We start from the raw sequence: 20,552 nt of genomic DNA on the forward strand, positions 1-20,552 counted from the left end.
AGACTCATACCAATAATTTAAACCATTGATATTAAAGGGTATAATCTATAGGTGACAGAAGTGACGACCAAAGATATAGTTAAATTAACCAACTATTAGTGAGAATAACCAATGGAAAGCCCCAGTTTACTCGGAAATAGTCCTAGTTTTTTGGAAGTACTCGACCGAGTGTCATTACTGGCGCCACTGAATCGTCCGGTATTGGTCATCGGCGAAAGAGGAACGGGTAAAGAACTAATTGCCGCTCGTCTTCATTACCTGTCGGAACGCTGGGATAAACAATATCTAGGTTTAAACTGCGCCAGCCTCAATCCCAATTTAATCGAATCAGAACTATTTGGTCATCAAGCGGGGGCATTTACCGGTGCCACTCAGCAACGCCAAGGACGATTTGAACAAGCCAACCATGGAACGCTATTGTTAGATGAATTGGCGAATATGCCGATGGAAGTACAAGAAAAACTACTGAGAACTATCGAGTCAAACCAAATCGAGCGAGTTGGTGGCAATAAAAGTATCAACATCGACGTACGTTTAGTCTGCGCCACAAATCAAGATCTGCCCACCCTCGCCCAACAAGGACAATTTCGAGCCGACCTGTTAGACCGATTATCTTTTGCAGTCATCACTCTGCCTCCCTTACGCCATCGACCTGAAGACATTCTGCTACTGGCCAACTATTTTGCTTTAAAAATGACCCGTGAACTAAATCTACAATCTAAACCTCGATTCAGCCAAGCAGCGCAACTCAAACTGGAACAATATCATTGGCCTGGAAACATCCGCGAGCTAAAAAATGTGGTGGAACGAGCGGTGGTTGAAAATGGAGATCCCAAAGACTTAATTAACGACATAAACTTTGACGCCTTCGCGTCTCCTTGGCGTCCCAAGCAAGCTCCCCAAGCAACTCTAGAGGACAGTCACGACAGCACTGGATTTTACCAACAAGTCGCGACCTTCGAAAAAAAATTAATTACTCAAACGCTTAAGAAAAATCATTTTAAACAAACGCTTACTGCCAAATCGCTACAAATAAGCTACCATCAGCTAAGAGGATTAATTAAAAAGCATCAAATTAATACTCAAGCTTAGGTCTATCATTGGTTGAGATAAGCAGATGGTTAATGGTAAATTATCCCGCGGTTATCAGGATATCAGCTTTACATGAATGCATTTTTATACGGCACAATGATGTGCCTAAGCTTGCTGCTAGTCGGTTGTGAGCAACAACAAGACGTTAAAAAGCTAGGTTTAGTTTATTGTACCGAAACCGCACCTCGTACTTTTAACCCCCAACTCGAAAGCTCTATCAATGCGATTGCGGTCACTTCGCGGCATTTATACGACCGTTTAGTTGAAATTAATCCAATCACCCAACAATTGATCGGCGGGGTCGCCAGTAGCTGGCAAATTAGTGAAGATGGTCTGCACTATCGTTTCGATCTTAGGCAGGGGATCCATTTTCATCAAACCAAGTACTTCTCGCCAAGCAGAACGCTTAATGCCGATGATGTGATGTTAAGTTTTCAGCGAATTCTGGATCCCGATCACCCCTTATATAAACTGGTGCACGGTGACTATCCATTCTTCAATAATATTGGTTTCGCAAATAATATTCGTCAACTCCATAAGCTTTCGCAAAGCACGGTCGAGTTTGTTTTAAAAAAACCTGATGCTGCTTTTCTCGCCAGCTTAGCCAGTGACTATGCGGTGATACTATCCGCAGAATACGCTGATCACCTGCGACAACAGAATCAGTTAGCCTTAATCGACCAGCAACCAATCGGCAGTGGGCCTTTCTATTTCGCCAATCAGCGCAAAGATCACTTTATTCGTTATTATCGCCATTGGCGACATTGGCGAGGTGCCCCACCGATGCAGCAGTTGGTATTTGATATTACTCCAAGCTCATCGGTCCGTTTAGCAAAATTACTCACCGGACAGTGTGACATTATGGCGCAACCTGCCGCCAACCAGTTGCAAGTATTGAAACAACGCGATGACTTATTAGTTTCGGTACAAGCAGGGCTGAATGTCTCTTATCTGGCCTTTAATACCCAAAAACCGCCCTTTGCCGATGTGCGGATCAGACGCGACGTGGCAGGTTTAATTGATAAACAGCGTATTGTTGATTCCGTTTACTTAAATACCGCTGAGATTGCACATGGGCTACTTTCGCCTTCTTCTTGGGCTTATCGACGTGAAGCCCATTCACCCGCCCAAAATAACTTGGTTTATCCTTATGTGGAAAAAGCCAAACAAACCGCGATAGAGTTTTGGGTTTTAAATCAAGCCAAGAGTTATAATCCTCAACCCCGTAAAACAGCTGAACTGATCCGTAATGACCTGATCAGCGATGGGTACCAAGTCAATGTGCGTTTGATGGATTGGCAGGTGTTACGACGCCACCTACTCGCCGGACAAGCAAATTACGACCTACTGTTAGTTGGCTGGTCTAGCGATAACAGCGACCCCGACGACTTTTTTAGGCAACAATTTTCTTGTGATGCAATAGAACAAGGTTATAACTATAGCCGTTGGTGTAATGGTCAAATTGAAAGCTTAATAGAAGATGCAATCCGTTCACCGCGTTTAATTAACAGATTAAAAAACTATTACAAAATTCAAGAGATCATCGAACAAGACGTTCCAGTACTGCCCTTAACTCACGCCTTAAAGATGTATTCATACAGTGATACTCTTGGTGGTATCACTTGGAATCCATACGGTGGTGTGTCGTTTAACAACGCATACAGGAAGTAAGCCATGCTACGCTATTTAATACGACGAATTAATCTATTTATAATCACCTTTTTAATTATTAATTTAATTGCTTTTATGTTCCAACATAGTCAGTCACTGGCGAGTCCAGCCGAAGCCAAAAGCATTCAGCAATTCAGCCAATTTGTTTGGCATAATCTGAACGGTGACTTTGGCATATCGAGAGTCACTGGGAAGCCTGTTTTTGATCAATTGATTATTTTTCTACCCGCCACTTTAGAGTTATGTTTTACCGCCTTTATTCTGGCATTTCTAATCGGCATTCCTTTAGGAACCTTAGCTGGTATTTTCCATCAGCACTGGATCAGAAACGTCATTCTTAGCCTCACCATGATTGGCTACAGTATTCCGGTTTTTTGGTTAGCACTGTTATTAGTGATGAATTCTTCACTATTACTCGGATGGTTTCCTGTCTCAGGACGTTATGACCTGCTACTAGAGATCCCTCAAGTTACCGGATTTGGCATTATCGACGTATTCTGGTTACCACAACAGGCCCGCTGGCCAGCATTAATGAGTGTAATAAGTCACCTAATTTTGCCAACTTTAGTATTAGCAGTCGTACCAACCACCGAAGTCATCCGCCAACTCTCAAATTCGATGGCGAAAGTCATGAATGAAAACTACATAAAAGCTGCAGCGACCAAAGGTTTGTCCAAGAGTCAAATTGTGATCCGCCATGCGCTGCATAATGCTTTACCGCCCATTTTACCCAGTTTAGGTTTACAATTTGGTAATGTACTCACCATGGCAATGGTATTAGAAGTGGTGTTTGCCTGGCCGGGGATTGGCCGTTGGCTAATATCAAGCATCTACCAGCAAGATTATGCGGTGATCCAAGGCGGCATGTTAGCCATATCGACTCTCGTTATTGGCACTTTTGTTCTCACCGACTTATTTACCGTCTTGATCCACCCGCTTCGCCGAAGAGAAGTGTATGCTCAGCACTAACGTATTTTCTGAAACTACGGTTTCCAGCGCTCTACAAAGGGTTCTTAGTCGATTTCGTGATAATTCAATTGCGATGATTGGCTTTTGGGTATTCTTGATTTATATGGTCATCGCCTTGTTTGGTCCACTGCTCGCTCCCTATGCGTTGGACTTCCAGGGAGATAATCTAATGCAACCCCCGTCATGGAATCCAAGTGGCCATGTTGATAACTTTTTTGGGACCGATGATTTAGGTAGAGATGTATTTAGCCGACTCATTTACGGTTGTCAGCTTACCTTTGGCGGCGGATTATTGGTCGTCTGCTTCGCCGCATTTATCGGCATTCCATTAGGGGTATTTTCTGGCATGAGCCGCGGTGTAAAATCCAGTATATTACACCACTTAATGGACACCGCTTTATCCATACCCTCACTGTTAATCGCCATTATGGTGGTATCGTTCTTAGGGCCTGGATTACAAAATACTCTAATTGCGATTACCTTAGCTCAAATTCCACAATTTATTCGTTTCACCTACATCGTTGTCTCAGCCGAGATCCAAAAGGAATACATCACAGCAATTCGTTTGGATGGTGCCACCCACTACCGGATCTTAAAAAACGGCGTGCTACCTAACATCGCCGATGCCATAGTATTTCAAATCAACCGTAGCTTTTCGTCTTCACTGATTGATATTACCGCCTTGGGATTTATTGGCATTGGCGCGCAAGCGCCCCTTCCTGAATGGGGAGCAATGCTCGGTAACAGTCATGATTTGTTATTTTCAGCCCCTTGGACTGTAACCTTACCAGGATTTGTAATCATGAGCAGTATTCTAAGCGTTAACTTGGTTGGGGAAGGCTTGCGTAAAGCGATGCTCGAGGGAGTCGATTAATGGCATTATTAGACATTAGAAATCTGACGATTGAAATTGATACTCCCGCAGGAATCGTCAAAGCAGTGGATCGAGTCAACTTAACCATTGCCGAGGGAGAGATCAAAGCTTTAGTTGGCGAATCCGGCTCAGGGAAAAGTCTGATTGCCAAGGCTTTACTTGGTGTGACCAAACCCAATTGGAAGATCAAGGCTGACCGGATGCACTTGGGCGATATCGACCTGTTATCGCTCAGTGCCCGCCAACGCAGAAAAGTACTCGGCAATGATATTGCAATGATTTTCCAAGAACCGAGCTCCTGCTTAGACCCTTCGGAAGAAGTCGGCAAACAGATCGAAGAAGCCATCCCTTGCCATAATATCAAAGGCGGCTTTTGGCGTCGTTTTCAATGGCGTAAAAAACAAGCGCACGCGCTACTCCATAAAGTGGGCGTAAAAGACCACCATAAAGTAATGCGTAGCTATCCTTACGAATTATCCGACGGCTTATGTCAAAAAGTGATGATAGCCATGGCCATTGCAGGTCAACCAAAACTACTGGTAGCAGACGAGCCTACCACCTCGATGGAAATTACCACCGCCAGCCAGATCCTGCGTTTACTCGACAAGCTCAATAAATTGAATAACACCGCGATTTTATTGATCAGTCATGATTTAACGACCTTAGCTGGCTTAGCCGATACCATTAGTGTGATTTATTGTGGCCAAATCGTTGAAGTGGGCAGCGCAGAGCAAGTTACCAATGATACTCGGCATCATTATACCTCGGCGTTATTAAACTCTGCGCCAAAATTTGACCATCCCTTCGAACACAAGAGCTTTTTACCTGGCTTACCAGGGTCGATCCCTGCGCTACAGCACCTGCCGATTGGTTGCCGACTTGGCCCTCGATGCCCTAAAGCACAACGAGAGTGTGTGATTCAACCTAAGTTGAAAAAGGTTAAAGGTCATCTATTTGCTTGCCACTACCCACTGAACATGGAACCAAAGGTCGTCTCTGATAATGGATAAATCAAAAATGGGGAACTTATTACAAGTTCGTCACTTATCACAACATGTTTATGTTCACAAAGGTTGGCTTAGTCGACAACGAGTATCTGCTATCGACGACATTAGCTTCGGCTTAAATATGGGCGAGAGTTTGGCGATTATTGGTGAAGCTGGCTCAGGAAAATCAAGCCTTGCCAAGGTATTGACCGGTATCAATAAACCGAGTCAAGGAGATATATTCATTCAGGGCGAAGCACTACAATTTGGTGATTATACACGTCGCTGTCGCTTAATTCGGATGATTTTTCAGGATCCCAGCAGCTCACTCAATCCACGTTCAAATATAGGACGCATTTTATCCGCCCCCTTAAGCTTAAATACCGAGCTTTCGGCTCAAGAGCAGCAACAAAAAGTAATGGCGACACTTCGATTAGTTGGGCTATTGGAAGAACATGCCGAATTCTATCCTAATATGTTATCCAGTGGGCAGAAGCAACGGGTTGGACTCGCAAGGGCTCTAATACTCAACCCTAAAATCATCGTGATTGACGAAAGCATTGCCGCACTTGATGTTTCAGTTCGCGCCCAAATAATCAACCTATTATTGGGCTTACAACGCCGTTTTGCCATCAGCTACATCTTTGTTTCAAACGACTTAGGCCTTGTACGCCACTTCAGTGACAAGGTACTGGTCATGCAACAAGGAAAAGCCGTTGAATTTAAAGACACCGAAGATTTTTTCACCCACCCAGAGCATGAATTAAGCCAACGCCTACTGTCGGCCTACCAAGATGCAATTCGCAAGTAAATCTTGGGCAGGTCTATAAAGCTCGGTCAGGGACTCACATTAGCGGTCGTTACGAAATAAAAGCCTTTCTTGAGCATCCATAATCCTTGTCATGGAAAGAGATTGCAGGACTTCTCTTTCAATCATGTCCATTAGAGGCTGGAGAGTAATTGGCAAGTCACTCCGTATCTTTTCCGCGGTAATATAATACGGCGCGCGCTGGCCATGGTATTCAACCACAGGTCCTATCTGTTGAAATTTAATGCCAAGTAAAGCCGTACTTCGAGCAAGACGAGGCTCCATCATGACATAAGCGTGCCGAACATGTTGTTGCTCAGCTAACACTGTTGCCGCTAAATACATGCTAGCCGTGATAAAAGGAAAACAACGTAATTCTTCTTCATACAATTCAGCAACGTTAATCCCGCCAATAGCTGAATCTTGAAACTTATCAGCCTTACGACGTCTAAAGGTTGAACGTAAGGCTAACCTTGATATTTCACAGATGTCTGCTCGGTCAAAGTTATCAGGATGCAACTTTTCATCGGTGATGGCACCTCGACAATACTTTTCTAGTGGTAACAATTGTGAACCAGAAGGGGCCACGACTCTCACCGTACTTGCATAACTATTGGAAGACAAATGACGAACTAAACAGTAATCAGAATATTCATCAAATTCGTCCCGCTCTTGCTTTAAGGCATTGACCGGCTCAAAATTTAGTTCCTCACAGTATACATCATGACGCAAACGATAAACTTGGTGCACATCTTCATCATTCAGCGCCACCATCGGCTTAAAGTAATTTTCGTAATGCCTGGCTATCTCAACGGCTTTTTTCTTCGCCATTTGCCGAGTCGCATTATTGCTGGGTAAACCGACGACTTTTCCTTTTATACTGGTCGCTAATATATTTTCTTTCAATGGCTAAATCCTTACTCCATTAAGTGATTTATGGTTTAAATAATTCAAACGCTTAGACATTGATACTACCTTACTTAATTGATGTATAGTTTTTTTTGACAACCAATAGGCTCAACTCAAATCGCTTCATCAATTGTTAAAAAACATAATAAATTGAACTTAATGTCAAGATAGGAACATCTAGTGAAGCACAGCCAATCTTTTAAAATGACTTTCCGGTGCTAACTTGAATCAAAAGAAAAAGGAACCGCTATTCGTCAACTAATCGACAACATCGCTTAATTGGAGTAACGGCTGGGGCGTAAATGAGAAAGGAGTGTTGGACTAGCTGCGTTTAACTAACTTGCGAGGAACGACTTCCACACCAGTTTGGTATTTCCCGCTGACCGCAGCAAAAGCCAGATATAAGATCTTTTCTGCAATGAGTTCGAGTTGTTGCGGCAACGATTGCACGCTAATGGTTAACATATCAAGTAAGGCGTGGTCACCAAAAGTCGCTAACTTAACCTTACTCGACAGCTCTGGATGGCTCACTAATACGTCCATCACACCTTCAAATAAAATATAAGACGTTGTCACAATACCTTCCGGTAATTGACCCTCTGCTAACCAACGATTAATAATGCTTCGGCCCTGTTCTCTGCTAAAACGATCACCATAACAGATCTGACTATCAACCTGAGGCTCGCTCTTAGTAATGGCAGCCAGAAAGCCCTGTTCCCGCTCTTTAGAAACGATTAAATCATACGATGCAGCCACTAAACCAACACTGTGACATCCTAATTCAATCAACGACCGAGTTAACGCTGCAGCACCGTCAAAATCTTCACTAATCACACTACAAAAGTGTTCATCGTTGAACATCCGGTCAACAGCAATAACTGGGACCCCTTGATTTTGTACGCTTAAGTAAAAATCATCAGAAGCGGGTAAACAGCTTGCGACAATCAGCACATCAATTCGCCGTCCAATCAAACTGCTCACCACAAGCCGTTCGTTATCTGCACTATCATCGCTACAACAAATAATAAAATGATAGCCTTGCTTTCGGGCATCTCGTTCAAGCAACTTAGCGAGTTTAGCGTAACTGCTGTTTTCCAAGTCAGGAACAATTAAACCGAAGGTTTTACTCGCCCCCCCTCTGAGTAGGCTCGCGGCATGGTTAGGCTGATAATCATGTTGCCGAACAATATCAAGTACCCGTTGTTGTGTCTTTAAACTAATCCGGTACTTATCTGCCTTACCATTAATGACGTAACTCGCCGTCGTTTTGGATACCCCTGCCAACGAAGCTATTTCATCTAGTTTCACACGTTTACCCTTTACCAATTTGCGAATAAAAAAGGATCGAGCGTGATCTTGATCTCTTTTTGTTAACAAATACTTTGAGAATAATTGCAACTCTAGCTGAATCGATTCAGTATGTCACCATTAGTTTGAATATAGCTCAATTAGCCAGTTCAAACTTTTTTTTAAAACAATGGGCTGAATCGGTTCAGCTGATTAGCTTGCTAACCTATACTAAGTAGACTAACTAGTAAGTACCAAGATCATAGGAGTGATTCTGATGTTAACGCTTTCCCTAGAAAATATATGCCTTAATCAACAGGCGCAAGATAAGCAAGCAGCGATAAAAAAAATCGCAGCTGCGCTACAAGCAGAAGGCTTTATTCAAGCCAAATATGTCGAAGGCATGTTACAACGTGAGCAAGTTAACTCTACTTATTTAGGTAATGGTATTGCCATTCCGCATGGCACCACCGATACCCGTGACCAAGTCATCCAAACTGGTGTCTCGGTGCATCACTTTCCCGAAGGTGTTGACTGGGGGGATGGCAACATCGTTTATTTGGCCATTGGTATTGCTGCTAAGTCAGGTGAACACCTGATGATCCTAAAGCAGCTTACCAAAGTGCTTTCGGTGGATGGGGCAGAAGAGCTAATCAAGAATGCTAAAGACAGTAGCACCATTATGAATCTAATTAATGGTGATACCCAGTTAGAAATTGAATTTGATGCCTCACTCATCTTAGAAGATTTTCCAGTCCAAAGCATGGTACAGCTCAATGCCGTTGCCGCCGGCACTCTTAAAAATAAAGATTTATTAAACCAACAAGGTATTGCGACTAGCCTTGAACAAGCAGCGACCTACTTAGGTAACGGATATTGGCTGAACTGTGTTGCCAAAGGAGCGTTACGCAGTGGTATATGTGTCATCAAGGTACAAGAGCAATTCCAACATCATAATAAACCAGTAAATGGCTTAATCATGATCAGCGCCGCCAATGCCTGCTATCTACCAGCACTCAAATTTTTAGGTCAACAAGTCTATCAAGATCAATTAGCTGCTGTCGCAAAACTAAGTAAAGTCGAACTCATCACCAGCCTTACCGAAAATAAACTTGCCGGAGCCAATCCAGCGCAAAGTGATGGAAATGTTGCGATATTCCAAATCGTTAACCCACACGGTTTACACGCTCGTCCCGGCGCGTTACTCGTGGCAGAAGCAAAAAAATTCAAATCCAATATCACGGTGGTGAACGTCGATAGCGAAGCGCCAGCAGTCAATGCTAAAAGTCTAATGAAAGTAATGACCCTTGGCGTTAAATATCAAAGTAAATTGCAGTTCACTGCCGAAGGTGAAGATGCTCAAGAAGCATTAAAAGCCATTGGCGAAGCTATCGCGGCAGGCTTAGGAGAACTCTAAAATGAGTCAAGCTAAAGCAGTGTTATGTATCACCCTTAACCCAGCATTAGACCTGACGGGTTCATTAGAGAACATGACCGTCGGCAGTGTCAATAATGTCACTGAAGCAAATCTGCACCCTGCGGGTAAAGGCGTAAATGTAGCGAAAGTACTTGCAGACCTAGGCGCACAAGTCTGTGTTAGCGGATTTTTAGGGAAAGATAATGCCGCAGCTTTCGAATGCTTATTCGAACAAAGCCAGATCCGCGACGAGTTTATTCGAGTCGCCGGTGAAACGCGTACCAATGTTAAAATGGTTGAAGCAAGTGGCCAAGTCACAGACTTAAACTTTCCAGGTTTTAGTGTGGATGCAGCGGATCTATTAGCTTTTGAGCAATCACTTGAGCAACTATGTGAACAATATTCTCATGTAGTATTTGCGGGAAGTTTAGCCAAGGGCATAGAACTCAGCGATTTTGAAGCGTGGATTAATCTCGCCAAAAGCAAGGGATGTACGGTCTTAATTGATACCTCAGGGGCTGCACTGAATACAGCCATTGCCACCGCTCCCAACATGGTAAAACCAAACCAAGATGAGTTAGAAGACTGGTGTGGAACAGCATTAAACAGTATTGATAAACTAAAAGAAAAAGGCCAAGAACTTGCTGATTTAGGGATTGAGCACGTGCTGATTTCTCGCGGCGAACATGGCTCATTATGGCTTAACCAAAACCACTGGATGCAAGCCACGCCTCCATCAATGAATGTAGTCAGTACCGTAGGAGCAGGCGATACTTTTGTTGCCAGTTTCTGCTGGGGCTTACTCAATCAATCCAGCGCGAAAGAATTACTTCGCTTCGCCAGTGCCATGTCGTCTCTCGCGGTCAGTCAAACGAACGTTGGTTTGCCTAGCCAAGAAGCATTGGACTCGGTTCTGCAACAAACTACTATTACGCAAATGTAAACAGACCAAGGAATTGTATATGAATACCATTATTGTGACCGCATGCCCCAGTGGCATTGCAAATAGCATAATTACAGCCGGTCTACTCGAGCAAGCCACGAGAGAGAAAGGTTGGAAAAGTGTAATTGAATGCCACTCAACGGTTCAAGATTGCCAGCGCTTAGCTCCGGCAGATATTGATAGTGCAGAATTAGTGATCATTGTTGCTGACCCGCAGTGTTACGCTGATTTAGACTTGGCGCGTTTCAATAACAAAAATGCTTATCTAGCGTCAGCAAGCGAAGTCATCGATAACCCTAAAGAATTCTTGAGTGCAGCACAAAGCAGAGCAACCGCTTTTGTTGCACCCAAAATAGAAGCACAGGCACCCGCGGCATCAAGCCAATTGAAAGTGGTTGGTATTACCGCTTGTCCCACTGGTGTTGCACATACTTTCATGGCTGCAGAAGCACTTGAAGACTTTGGTAAGAAACAAGGTTACCAAGTTAAAATTGAAACTAGAGGTTCAGTTGGTGCGAAGAACCAACTTAGCGAAGCTGAAATAGCTGAAGCTGATTTAGTTATTATCGCGGCCGATATTGAAGTTGATTTAGCGCGCTTTGACGGTAAAAAGTTACATAAAACGTCAACCGGAATCGCCCTGAAAAAAACCAAAGACTGCTATGCTACAGCCATCGCTGACGCTAAAGTTTACCAGCACTCAGCAAAATCAAGTAGCTCTGAAGGGACTGCTAAAGCTGAAAAAACCGGTGCCTACAAACACTTGATGACGGGTGTATCACATATGCTACCGGTTGTGGTAGCTGGTGGTCTTTGTATTGCGCTTTCGTTTATATTTGGTATCGAAGCATTTAAAGAAGAAGGCACCTTAGCCGCAGCCCTAATGACCATTGGTGGCGGTTCTGCTTTTGCATTAATGATCCCTGTATTAGCTGGTTATATCGCCTACTCAATTGCGGATAGACCCGGTTTAGCCCCTGGTTTAGTCGGTGGTATGTTAGCAAGTTCAACTGGCGCCGGTTTCTTAGGTGGTATTTTAGCTGGTTTCATTGCGGGTTATTTAGCGAAATGGCTCATCGAAAATATTAAATTGCCAAATTCGATGGAAGCACTCAAACCCATTTTGATTGTCCCCTTCCTTGCGACCTTAGCGGTTGGCCTTATCATGATCTACGTGATTGGTAGCCCAGTAGCAGCAGCAATGACCAGTTTGACTGATTTCTTGAACAACATGGGTTCAACTAATGCGGTATTACTCGGTATCATATTAGGTGCAATGATGTGCTTCGACTTAGGTGGCCCAGTCAACAAAGCGGCGTACACCTTTGGTGTAGGTCTATTATCAACTCAAACCTACGGTCCTATGGCAGCCATCATGGCAGCGGGTATGGTTCCAGCCTTAGGCATGGGTTTAGCCACCTTCCTTGCACGTAATAAATTTATTGAAAGTGAGCGAGAAGCAGGCAAAGCCTCATTTGTACTTGGCCTATGTTTCATCTCTGAAGGTGCTATTCCATTCGCAGCGAAAGATCCAATGCGAGTGATTCCAGCATGTATGATCGGCGGAGCGGTAACTGGTGCCTTATCGATGTTATTCGGTGCGCAACTATTAGCGCCTCATGGCGGATTATTTGTACTCTTTATTCCAAATGCTATTTCACCCGTATTTCTTTACCTAGCTGCTATTGCGGTCGGTACAGCAATTACCGGTTTCGGATACGCGTTTGTTAAAAAATCGGATACGGCAATCAGCTAATTCTAATTCAACATGATTAGAATCACTGAGTGAAATCTTAAAAACGGAAACCCACATTGGTTTCCGTTTTTTTATGCTTCTTACAACACTTCATATGACAATTCCCATTAACACTAAATCCAGCAGCTAATAGGCATCAAACCGTTAGCAATAGCTCTGGTATTAAGACAGGCGTATCGAAACAACTTCTGGGGCTAGTATTATTTTACTTCAGCGATGAGGTATGACTTTGTTACGATAACTTTTAATCGAGTTTAGCTTGAACCACGATAGATAATAACATCGTGATTTAAGCACCTAACGAACCCGTTCTGCGCAAATCATCACTGTATTAAGCAAAACGAATAGCGAAAATTACCTGGAAATTTCAGCTGGAAGTGTAGAGGAAAATTAGCACTCTTGGCTTTTTAAAAGAGAAATTGCTTCGGTAGACTTGACTGCCTTACAAGGTCTCACATGACCCGAACTCGGAATACTGAGCCCGTGAAGCGTGATAACCAGCAAATTCTATTCGTTATTTTTTCATCCGTGTATTTAAAGCCGACGCCAGATCAGTTGATAGAAAACAAGCTTAGGTTGAAAAGAATTTAGCTCAAAATAAAGCGAACCAGTTGCTCCAAGGCAGTCACCGTAAAATAGCTTAAGGTCTGAGCGACGACAACTGATAATGAGACCAATCATGACTAAAGATATGAAAGGTCTCGAGCCTCAACTGATTACGTAGTATGAGCTACTACATATGAGCCAGCGTGACGCTCCGCCTCTAAAACGCCTTAAATTGCAAAACAACGGTATCGCTTAACCACTGACCTTGAACCGGTTCATTTGCTGGCTTAACAAATTCGCTAATTCTAATGCGGAGTGGGCGTCTGCTTGTGACTCCGTCGAATTTTCTAAGTTTAGTTTAGTTTTATCTGCTAATTCTGTGAGGTTACGGTTAATATCTTCGGTCACATGGCTCTGCTGCTCTGTCGATGCAGCTGTAGAAGCAGATACCTCTGACACCTTAGACGTTGACTCAAGGATTTGCGTTAATGCTTGCTGGGTTTGTCCAGCAAGTTCAACCGTACCTTCAGCGTCAACCGCGCCCTTATTAATTGCTTCAACCGCTTGAGTCACGCCACTTTGCAAGGCTTCTATCATTTTTTGAATATCTTCAGTGGATTGTTGCGTTTTACTCGCCAAGCTTCTGACTTCGTCAGCGACCACCGCAAAACCTCTTCCTTGTTCTCCCGCTCGCGCAGCTTCAATCGCGGCATTCAGTGCCAACAGGTTAGTTTGCTCGGCAATTCCACGGATAACATCGAGTACCGAAGCAATACGATCAGAATCCTTGGAAAGAAGCTCAACCACATTAGCTGCGTCTTGAACAGATGTTGACAATAAGGTGATATGTTCAACAGATTGTTGAGTAATATTTTGTCCCTGCACTGTTTGCGCATTAACCGTATTAATTTCCTCCGCGGTGTGGCCCGCATTACTGGCCACCTCTCTGATGGCAGCGGCCATTTCTGTTACTGCCGTTGCAATCATTTCCACCGACTGGTTTTGCTCCAAACTCACTTCTGCTGTTTGCTGTGATTTATCATTTAGGCTGCTAATCGATGAACTTAAATCATTGGCCTGTGCTCTCACTGAACTGATCAATCTATCTAACAATTCGACAAATTGATTAAAACTATTCGCTAATCCCGCGATTTCATCGCGACCTTTAACCTCCAATCGTTGCGTCAAATCGCCCTCGCCTTGAGAGATATCCCGAATTCTTGATGTCACCACATTAATCGCGTCAACTAACATTTTAGGGCCAAAATAGGCTAGTAATACCGCCAAAATAACAGAAGAAATCCCCACAAAGCTCAATACATTCATGTTTGTATCTACAGCAACGTCCGAAGCTTGATTAATATCATCAGCAATCGCTTCAGCGGCTTCGGTCGCAACATTGTATAATTCCCGCAAATTTTGAAAATGCTCATAGCTGGCTTTCTGACTTAGAGCTTCCGCATCAGCCAGCTGATTTGCTTTCAGCAATGAGAAGACTTGCAAGCTAGTTTGTTTCCAAAGCTTATACCTTTGGTCAAAGTTCTGAAGCCCTTGATTCGCCTGAGGATAATCAGCTAATAAAGCTTGAAATTTGTGCATTCGATCTTCGGCTTGTTGCGCGTTTTCATTAAAATCATCTAAATATTGAGCAAGCTGATCACTTGACTTCATTGCTTCGAGTTCAGCTACCCGAGCCTGATATAGATCCCGATCAGCGTTAAGTACCGAAGACATAGCCGGGAGAATCTTTCCACCAAGAGCATCTAAACTTTCAGAAGTTTTTACACCCATATTCATACCAATTAGCCCAACAACAACCAGTAAAATGGCATTCACCACAAACACTAATGAGTATTTAAACCTTAAGCTTCCAAAATTCATTTCATTACCCCTTATCCACTCTCTTCCCTAATCTATGCTGAATAATATTTATTATTTTTTAACAAGATTATGATTAAAAGATTTAACTATCATCACATCCAACATCATAAGATAAAATTTGACGCCCACGCCTTACCCTCATTAAACCCTCGCTAATCTACTTCTAAGCATATGGTCATTTTTTAACAGATAAAAAGATGGATAAAATGTAGCTAACTAAATTATAGGCAATAACAAAAAGCTAGGATAAAAAGATAGTTTGATATCAGGATAGTTATCCATGAAAATCATGTGAAAAACCAAAATTTATGTTTAAATCCCTTCATTTTCAACAAACTAGCCTCCTGTATTGTTTGATTAGTTATTTTCAAAATAAACGGCTTAATTCACATTTTTTATTTAAAATAATTAGCATAATTCACTTCGAAACAATGAAGGTTATCCTTTGCATCATTTTAAAAATTAATTTTAGATGTCAAAATTTTAGGTAGAGAACAAACTCAACAATAATCATATTTATCTACAATTGAAATCATCAAAAGAGTCAAGGGAATTAACAGAGTTAATCAAGACATTTACAACTAAAGAAACCTTTCCTTCCGCCAATAAAACGCAACAACCAAGACCTTTTTTACTCGGCGCATGCTAGCTATCAAAGCGCTTCCGTCACCTATACAAAAATCGAAGAGCCTATTTGTGCTTCTCTTTAATTTGTAACGATTATCCGCAAAACCATTCATTAGCCAATCTAATCCATAAGGCGTTTAAATTAGGTTGTACCACTATTTGTTTATTTTTAAATTAGCGTATCTTATCCAGCATTCATGCATACCACCATTTAAGTAGGGAGAGAACCATGGCTTTTCGTTTTCCTGATACATTTCTATGGGGCGGAGCAACCGCAGCTAATCAAATTGAAGGCGCCTATAACGCCGATGGCAAAGGACTGTCAACATCAGACATCCAACCGTATGGCACCTTTGGTGAATTAAAGCCTCGAGTTGAGGGAGACTTCAACATAAAAGACAACGCCATTGATTTTTATCATCGCTATCCCGAAGACATCGCATTGTTTGCCGAGCTTGGTTTCAGCTGTTTTCGCTTATCCATAGCCTGGAGTCGGATCTTCCCCAAAGGCGACGAGCTAGAGCCAAACCAGCAGGGGCTCGAATACTACGACAAAATTTTTGATGAATTAGAAAAACACAACATCACTCCACTGGTAACCCTCTCCCATTATGAAATGCCTTTACATCTCGCTCAGCATTATCAGGGCTGGACCAACCGAAAACTCATTGAGTTCTTTGAACGTTATGCAAGCACTGTTTTCTCTCGATATGGTGATCGGGTTAAACATTGGCTAACCTTCAATGAAATTAATATCACGCTACATGAACCTTTCACTGGAGCCGGCATTCCGCGAGGAACAGATCCACAAAACCTTTATCAGGGGATCCACCATCAACTGGTCGCCAGCGCAAAAGCCGTGAAAGCCTGCCATCAACTGGTCCCCAATGGAAAAATTGGCAATATGATGTTAGGCGCAATTCAATACCCTCTCACCAGCCATCCAGATGATATCTTCGAAGCCTTACAACAAAATCGAGAATGGTTATTTTTTGGCGATGTCCAAAGCCGTGGTTATTACCCAAGCTACATTTGGCGAAAATTCAAACAAATGGGCGTAAAGCTAGACATAACCGAAGCTGATAAAGAAGCCTTAACTGAGACCATTGATTTCATTTCCTTTAGCTACTACATGACGGGATGTGTCAGTGTTCATCAAAGTGATATGGCCTTTACTGATGAAGATATACTCAAAATGGGCTGCAATCCTTATTTGGAATCTTCAGACTGGGGTTGGCAAATTGACCCCAAAGGGCTCCGCATCGTGCTAAACCTCCTCTATGACCGCTATCAAAAACCTCTATTCATTGTCGAAAATGGACTTGGCGCAGTTGATACGGTCAATGAAAATGGACAGATAGAAGACGACTATCGAATAGACTACTTAAACGACCACTTATATCAGGTGGGTGAAGCCTTACAGGACGGCGTGGAGATCATGGGTTACACCAGCTGGGCTCCAATTGACTTGGTGAGTGCCTCAACCGCACAAATGTCTAAACGTTATGGTTATATCTATGTCGATAGTGATGACCAAGGGCAAGGGAGTCTATTGAGAAAGCGCAAAAAAAGTTTCTTTTGGTATCAAGATGTAATCCAATCGAAAGGAGAAAACCTTACTCCCCCAACAAAATAACAAGCAAATCATCGCTTCAATGTGAGTCGCACTCACCATCACTCTATATAAACGACGCCAGATAATTATGACGTCGTTTTTTTTATTCACTGACTTGAGAAGCAGCATTCAGCAAACCAGTGACATCAAACCCGAAGGACCTCTGCCGCTCAAGAGCTAAGTTTTCCCCAAGCACACTGTTCCAGCAGCCTAATCTTTAAGGGTCAAATCAGCATTTAATTGTTCTGCGGACTCTCCCGCCAAATTGTACAATTCGCGTAACTCAATGAAGTTTTGATAGCCTCGATTCAGACTCAATTGCTCAGCCTTTGTTGATTGACCTGAATCCAACAAGTAAAATACCTCCGAACTACTTTGTTGCCAACGCGCGAAGTACGTTTCAAAAACCTCCAATCCTTGTAAAACTTCAGGAAAATCTCTTAGCAATATCAAAAAATTCAGCATTCCTTGTTTCGCTTGTTGGGCATGCTGATGATGAATATCCACATAATGTTGCTGCTGAGTACTTGCTAATGAAATCGCTTCTAACTCTGCAGTTCTCGCTTGATAAAGATGTCGGTCAGCATTTAAGATCTCCTGCATCGCTGGTAGCAATTTGGCCTCAAGTACATCTATCGACTTGCTATACCGAACGCCGATATGACTGAGGATTAACAACACCATGCTCACAAGCAAAACGTTGATCACCAAAACTAATCCATACTTGAATTTTTTAGCGTCTAAATCCATAGGGTGCAGCTCCTCTCATATTTGATAAGCCAAGTAGCGTCAACAGATAAGCTGAAAGGGGCCTATCCAGCTTGAGTTCGGTTGTTAAACGATAGCTAAATTTATCAAAAATAGACTCAAAACATTGAACCTTATCGTCAACAAACTAAGCTGGCGGTCGCCTTAGTTCCGCAACTAAACTCTGAACCGATTCAGGCGCATCCTGCGTACAATGATGCACCAAGAAAGCCACCGCAAAATTACTTAGCATTCCCAGTGCGCCAATTCCCTCTGGTGAGATCCCAAACCACCAGTACTCTGGAACATTAGCCGTCGGCTCAATAAATTTGAAGTAACTAATATAAGTAAGCGTCAAACTCATCCCAACCAACATACCGCTCAACGCACCCAGCCGATTCATCTTCTTAGAAAATATCCCCATAACCATAGCTGGAAAAATAGAACAGGCAGCTAAACCAAACGCATAAGCAATAACCTCTGCAACCAAAGCTGGTGGATTAACACCCAAATATCCAGCGGTTAAAATTGCCGCGCAAACACTCATTCGCGCCCACTTGAGCTCTTGCTTATCAGTTAAATCAGGTTTGATTATGTGTTTGCCGAGATCATGAGCAATGCTACTTGCAATAACCAGTAATAAACCTGCAGCAGTTGACAAAGAAGCTGCCAAACCTCCCGCTGCTACCAAGGCGATAACCCAATTGGGCAAACTCGCCAGCTCTGGGGAGGCTAATACCACCATATCTTGATTAAGATAAACTTCATTGCGCTCATCACCACTATAGAATAAATGCTCGTCACCATTAACGTCCTGCCATTCAACAAGCCCCGTTTGTAGCCAGTTATTCAACCACTGTGGTTCTTGCGAAACCTCAAGTTGCAGCGGCTTCTGGGGATTAATCGACTCGATGATATTTAACCTGGCAAAAGCAGCTACAGCGGGGATTGCAGTGTAAAGCAGCGCAATGAAAACCAGGGTATATCCCACAGATGAACGGACTTTTTTGACCCCAGAAACGGTAAAAAAACGGGTAATTATATGCGGTAAACCAGCAGTCCCCATCATTAAGGCCAGTGTAACAAAACCAATATCGATCAATGATTTATGACCACTGGTAAACGAAGCAAGACCGAGTTCAAGGGATAAAATATCTAGCCTATCCAGAACATACTGTTCTGGTTGTCCAAGTAAGTGGCTACCTAAACCCATTTGCGGTAGATACTGGCCAGTTAAACTAAATGAGGTGAGAAATGCGGGGACTAAAAAAGCAAAAATAAGTAAGCAGTACTGAGCAACTTGAGTATAAGTCACCCCTCGCATGCCTCCCCATACGGTGTAGATAAACATAATCACCATCCCGAGCAACACGCCAAGATTCATGTTTACATCTAAAAACCGAGAAAACACCAGACCAATACCCCGCATCTGTCCCGCGATATAGATAAATGAAATAAACACAATACAGATAACCGCCACCAGCCGAGCTATACGCGAGTAATAACGTTCGGCGATGAAATCCGCGATCGTTATTTTTGCAAATAGCCGTAGGTAGGGCACTAAACAGAGCGCTAATATGACATAGCCACCGGTCCACCCCATCAAATAAATACCGCCATCATAACCAGCAATAGAGATGAGCCCAGCCAAGGATAAAAACGAAGCCGCAGACATCCAACTGGCCGCCGTAGCAATACCATTAGTGACCGGATGAACCTGCGCACCAGCGAGGTAAAACTCGCGCGTCGTATTGGCCTTAGTCCAAATAGCAATGATCATATAAGAGGTAAAACTACAGCCTATAAATATAAAGACCCAAGTTTGAATACTCATTTTCGCCCAACAAGCCGTGTTCTACACGATGATTTTAAATTGGCAAACATGGTTTGATGTCTCACCAATAAAACACGGCATTCGTTAATAATTTGTTAAAAAATAGAGCTTAATCGAAGGCTTGAAACTTAGACTTTGGTATATTGTAGCTTAGCTTGCCCCATAGACCGCACAACTTGGAATAACAAAAAACACAACTCATTGTTTTTTATATCCAATTTATAAAATATAAGCTAACTAATTCTTTAGTCTAAATGCTTACTTCAACGGTTAATATTGGAGCGCCGCAATGCTTAGAGAAAGGTAAACTACATTTTCTTCTATTTATTTAAGGCATAAAAAAAGCTCTCGCAAAGCAAGAGCGAATGGAAACGTGCTTTTTGTAAACCTTCAACACTACTCCCCTCGATGCAGTGCTCGCCGACCAAAGCTGGAAGGTTTAAGCCACCCCCTAAAAATAACATAGCAAACGCTCATAGCAACATTTTATTTACAGTAATTTAACGTTATTTGAGCTATATAACATCGTGACTAAGTGAATCACCCGATCGATTTCATTGTTCACAGCGTATAAAACGTCAGTGAAAGGC

15 protein-coding genes are annotated in these 20,552 nt (G+C 42.8%); 10 read left to right on the forward strand and 5 right to left on the reverse strand.

All coding sequences use genetic code 11. The annotated features are described in order from the left end of the window. Positions 1-111: 111 nt before the first annotated feature. From pspF to ACRRSY_RS13370, 6 genes are all read left to right on the forward strand, one after another. A complete protein-coding gene (pspF, locus tag ACRRSY_RS13345) occupies positions 112-1,092 on the forward strand; it encodes a phage shock protein operon transcriptional activator (protein ID WP_432459584.1) in 981 nt (326 codons plus the stop codon). 72 nt (positions 1,093-1,164) lie between these two features. After that, positions 1,165-2,763: an ABC transporter substrate-binding protein gene (locus tag ACRRSY_RS13350; RefSeq protein WP_432459585.1), complete on the forward strand. Its 1,599-nt coding sequence runs from the start codon at positions 1,165-1,167 to the stop codon at positions 2,761-2,763. A gap of 3 nt (positions 2,764-2,766) precedes the next feature. Then, complete coding sequence (locus ACRRSY_RS13355) at positions 2,767-3,732, forward strand: ABC transporter permease (protein ID WP_432452719.1); 966 nt, start codon at positions 2,767-2,769, stop codon at positions 3,730-3,732. Then, entirely contained in the window at positions 3,719-4,606 is an 888-nt protein-coding gene (locus tag ACRRSY_RS13360) for an ABC transporter permease subunit (protein WP_432452718.1), read from the forward strand. Before ACRRSY_RS13355 ends, ACRRSY_RS13360 begins: the two co-directional genes overlap by 14 nt. Next, the gene (locus tag ACRRSY_RS13365) at positions 4,606-5,616 is read left to right on the forward strand and encodes a peptide ABC transporter ATP-binding protein (RefSeq protein ID WP_432452717.1); all 1,011 of its coding nucleotides are present in this window, start codon (positions 4,606-4,608) and stop codon (positions 5,614-5,616) included. The genes ACRRSY_RS13360 and ACRRSY_RS13365 overlap by 1 nt, the downstream gene beginning before the upstream one ends. After that, on the forward strand, positions 5,609-6,403 hold the full coding sequence (locus tag ACRRSY_RS13370; RefSeq protein ID WP_432452716.1) for a peptide ABC transporter ATP-binding protein: 795 nt from the start codon (positions 5,609-5,611) through the stop codon (positions 6,401-6,403). Before ACRRSY_RS13365 ends, ACRRSY_RS13370 begins: the two co-directional genes overlap by 8 nt. A 39-nt stretch (positions 6,404-6,442) precedes the next feature. On the opposite strand, the gene ACRRSY_RS13375 is transcribed toward ACRRSY_RS13370, so the two are convergent. Both ACRRSY_RS13375 and cra read right to left on the reverse strand, forming a co-directional pair. Beyond that, on the reverse strand, positions 6,443-7,306 hold the full coding sequence (locus tag ACRRSY_RS13375; protein ID WP_432452715.1) for a PEP-CTERM/exosortase system-associated acyltransferase: 864 nt from the start codon (positions 7,304-7,306) through the stop codon (positions 6,443-6,445). Between the two features lie 324 nt (positions 7,307-7,630). Then, a complete protein-coding gene (gene cra / locus ACRRSY_RS13380; RefSeq protein WP_432452714.1) occupies positions 7,631-8,617 on the reverse strand; it encodes a catabolite repressor/activator in 987 nt (328 codons plus the stop codon). A 256-nt stretch (positions 8,618-8,873) separates the two neighbouring features. Here cra and fruB point away from each other — a divergent pair, with 256 nt between their 5' ends. From fruB to fruA, 3 genes are read left to right on the forward strand one after another with little or no spacing between them, the layout of a single operon-like run. Next, a complete protein-coding gene (gene fruB, locus ACRRSY_RS13385) occupies positions 8,874-10,013 on the forward strand; it encodes a fused PTS fructose transporter subunit IIA/HPr protein (protein ID WP_432452713.1) in 1,140 nt (379 codons plus the stop codon). A gap of 1 nt (position 10,014) precedes the next feature. Continuing rightward, on the forward strand, positions 10,015-10,956 hold the full coding sequence (gene pfkB, locus ACRRSY_RS13390; RefSeq protein WP_432452712.1) for a 1-phosphofructokinase: 942 nt from the start codon (positions 10,015-10,017) through the stop codon (positions 10,954-10,956). A 19-nt stretch (positions 10,957-10,975) separates the two neighbouring features. Further along, complete coding sequence (gene fruA / locus ACRRSY_RS13395; protein ID WP_432463395.1) at positions 10,976-12,712, forward strand: PTS fructose transporter subunit IIBC; 1,737 nt, start codon at positions 10,976-10,978, stop codon at positions 12,710-12,712. Positions 12,713-13,510: 798 nt separating this feature from the next. Here fruA and ACRRSY_RS13400 read toward each other — a convergent pair. Next, entirely contained in the window at positions 13,511-15,139 is a 1,629-nt protein-coding gene (locus tag ACRRSY_RS13400) for a methyl-accepting chemotaxis protein (RefSeq protein ID WP_432452709.1), read from the reverse strand. Positions 15,140-15,995: 856 nt separating this feature from the next. Here ACRRSY_RS13400 and ACRRSY_RS13405 point away from each other — a divergent pair. Further along, positions 15,996-17,402 carry a glycoside hydrolase family 1 protein gene (locus ACRRSY_RS13405; protein WP_432463396.1) on the forward strand — a complete coding sequence of 469 codons (1,407 nt, stop codon included), beginning with the start codon at positions 15,996-15,998 and terminating at the stop codon, positions 17,400-17,402. A gap of 189 nt (positions 17,403-17,591) precedes the next feature. Here ACRRSY_RS13405 and ACRRSY_RS13410 read toward each other — a convergent pair whose 3' ends face one another. After that, complete coding sequence (locus ACRRSY_RS13410; RefSeq protein ID WP_432459590.1) at positions 17,592-18,131, reverse strand: hypothetical protein; 540 nt, start codon at positions 18,129-18,131, stop codon at positions 17,592-17,594. Positions 18,132-18,276: 145 nt separating this feature from the next. Beyond that, the gene (locus ACRRSY_RS13415; RefSeq protein WP_432452706.1) at positions 18,277-19,962 is read right to left on the reverse strand and encodes a sodium:solute symporter family protein; all 1,686 of its coding nucleotides are present in this window, start codon (positions 19,960-19,962) and stop codon (positions 18,277-18,279) included. Between the last annotated feature and the right edge of the window lie 590 nt (positions 19,963-20,552).

Source organism: Agarivorans sp. QJM3NY_33, from assembly GCF_050870865.2.
In the GTDB taxonomy this organism is placed as follows: Bacteria; Pseudomonadota; Gammaproteobacteria; order Enterobacterales; family Celerinatantimonadaceae; genus Agarivorans.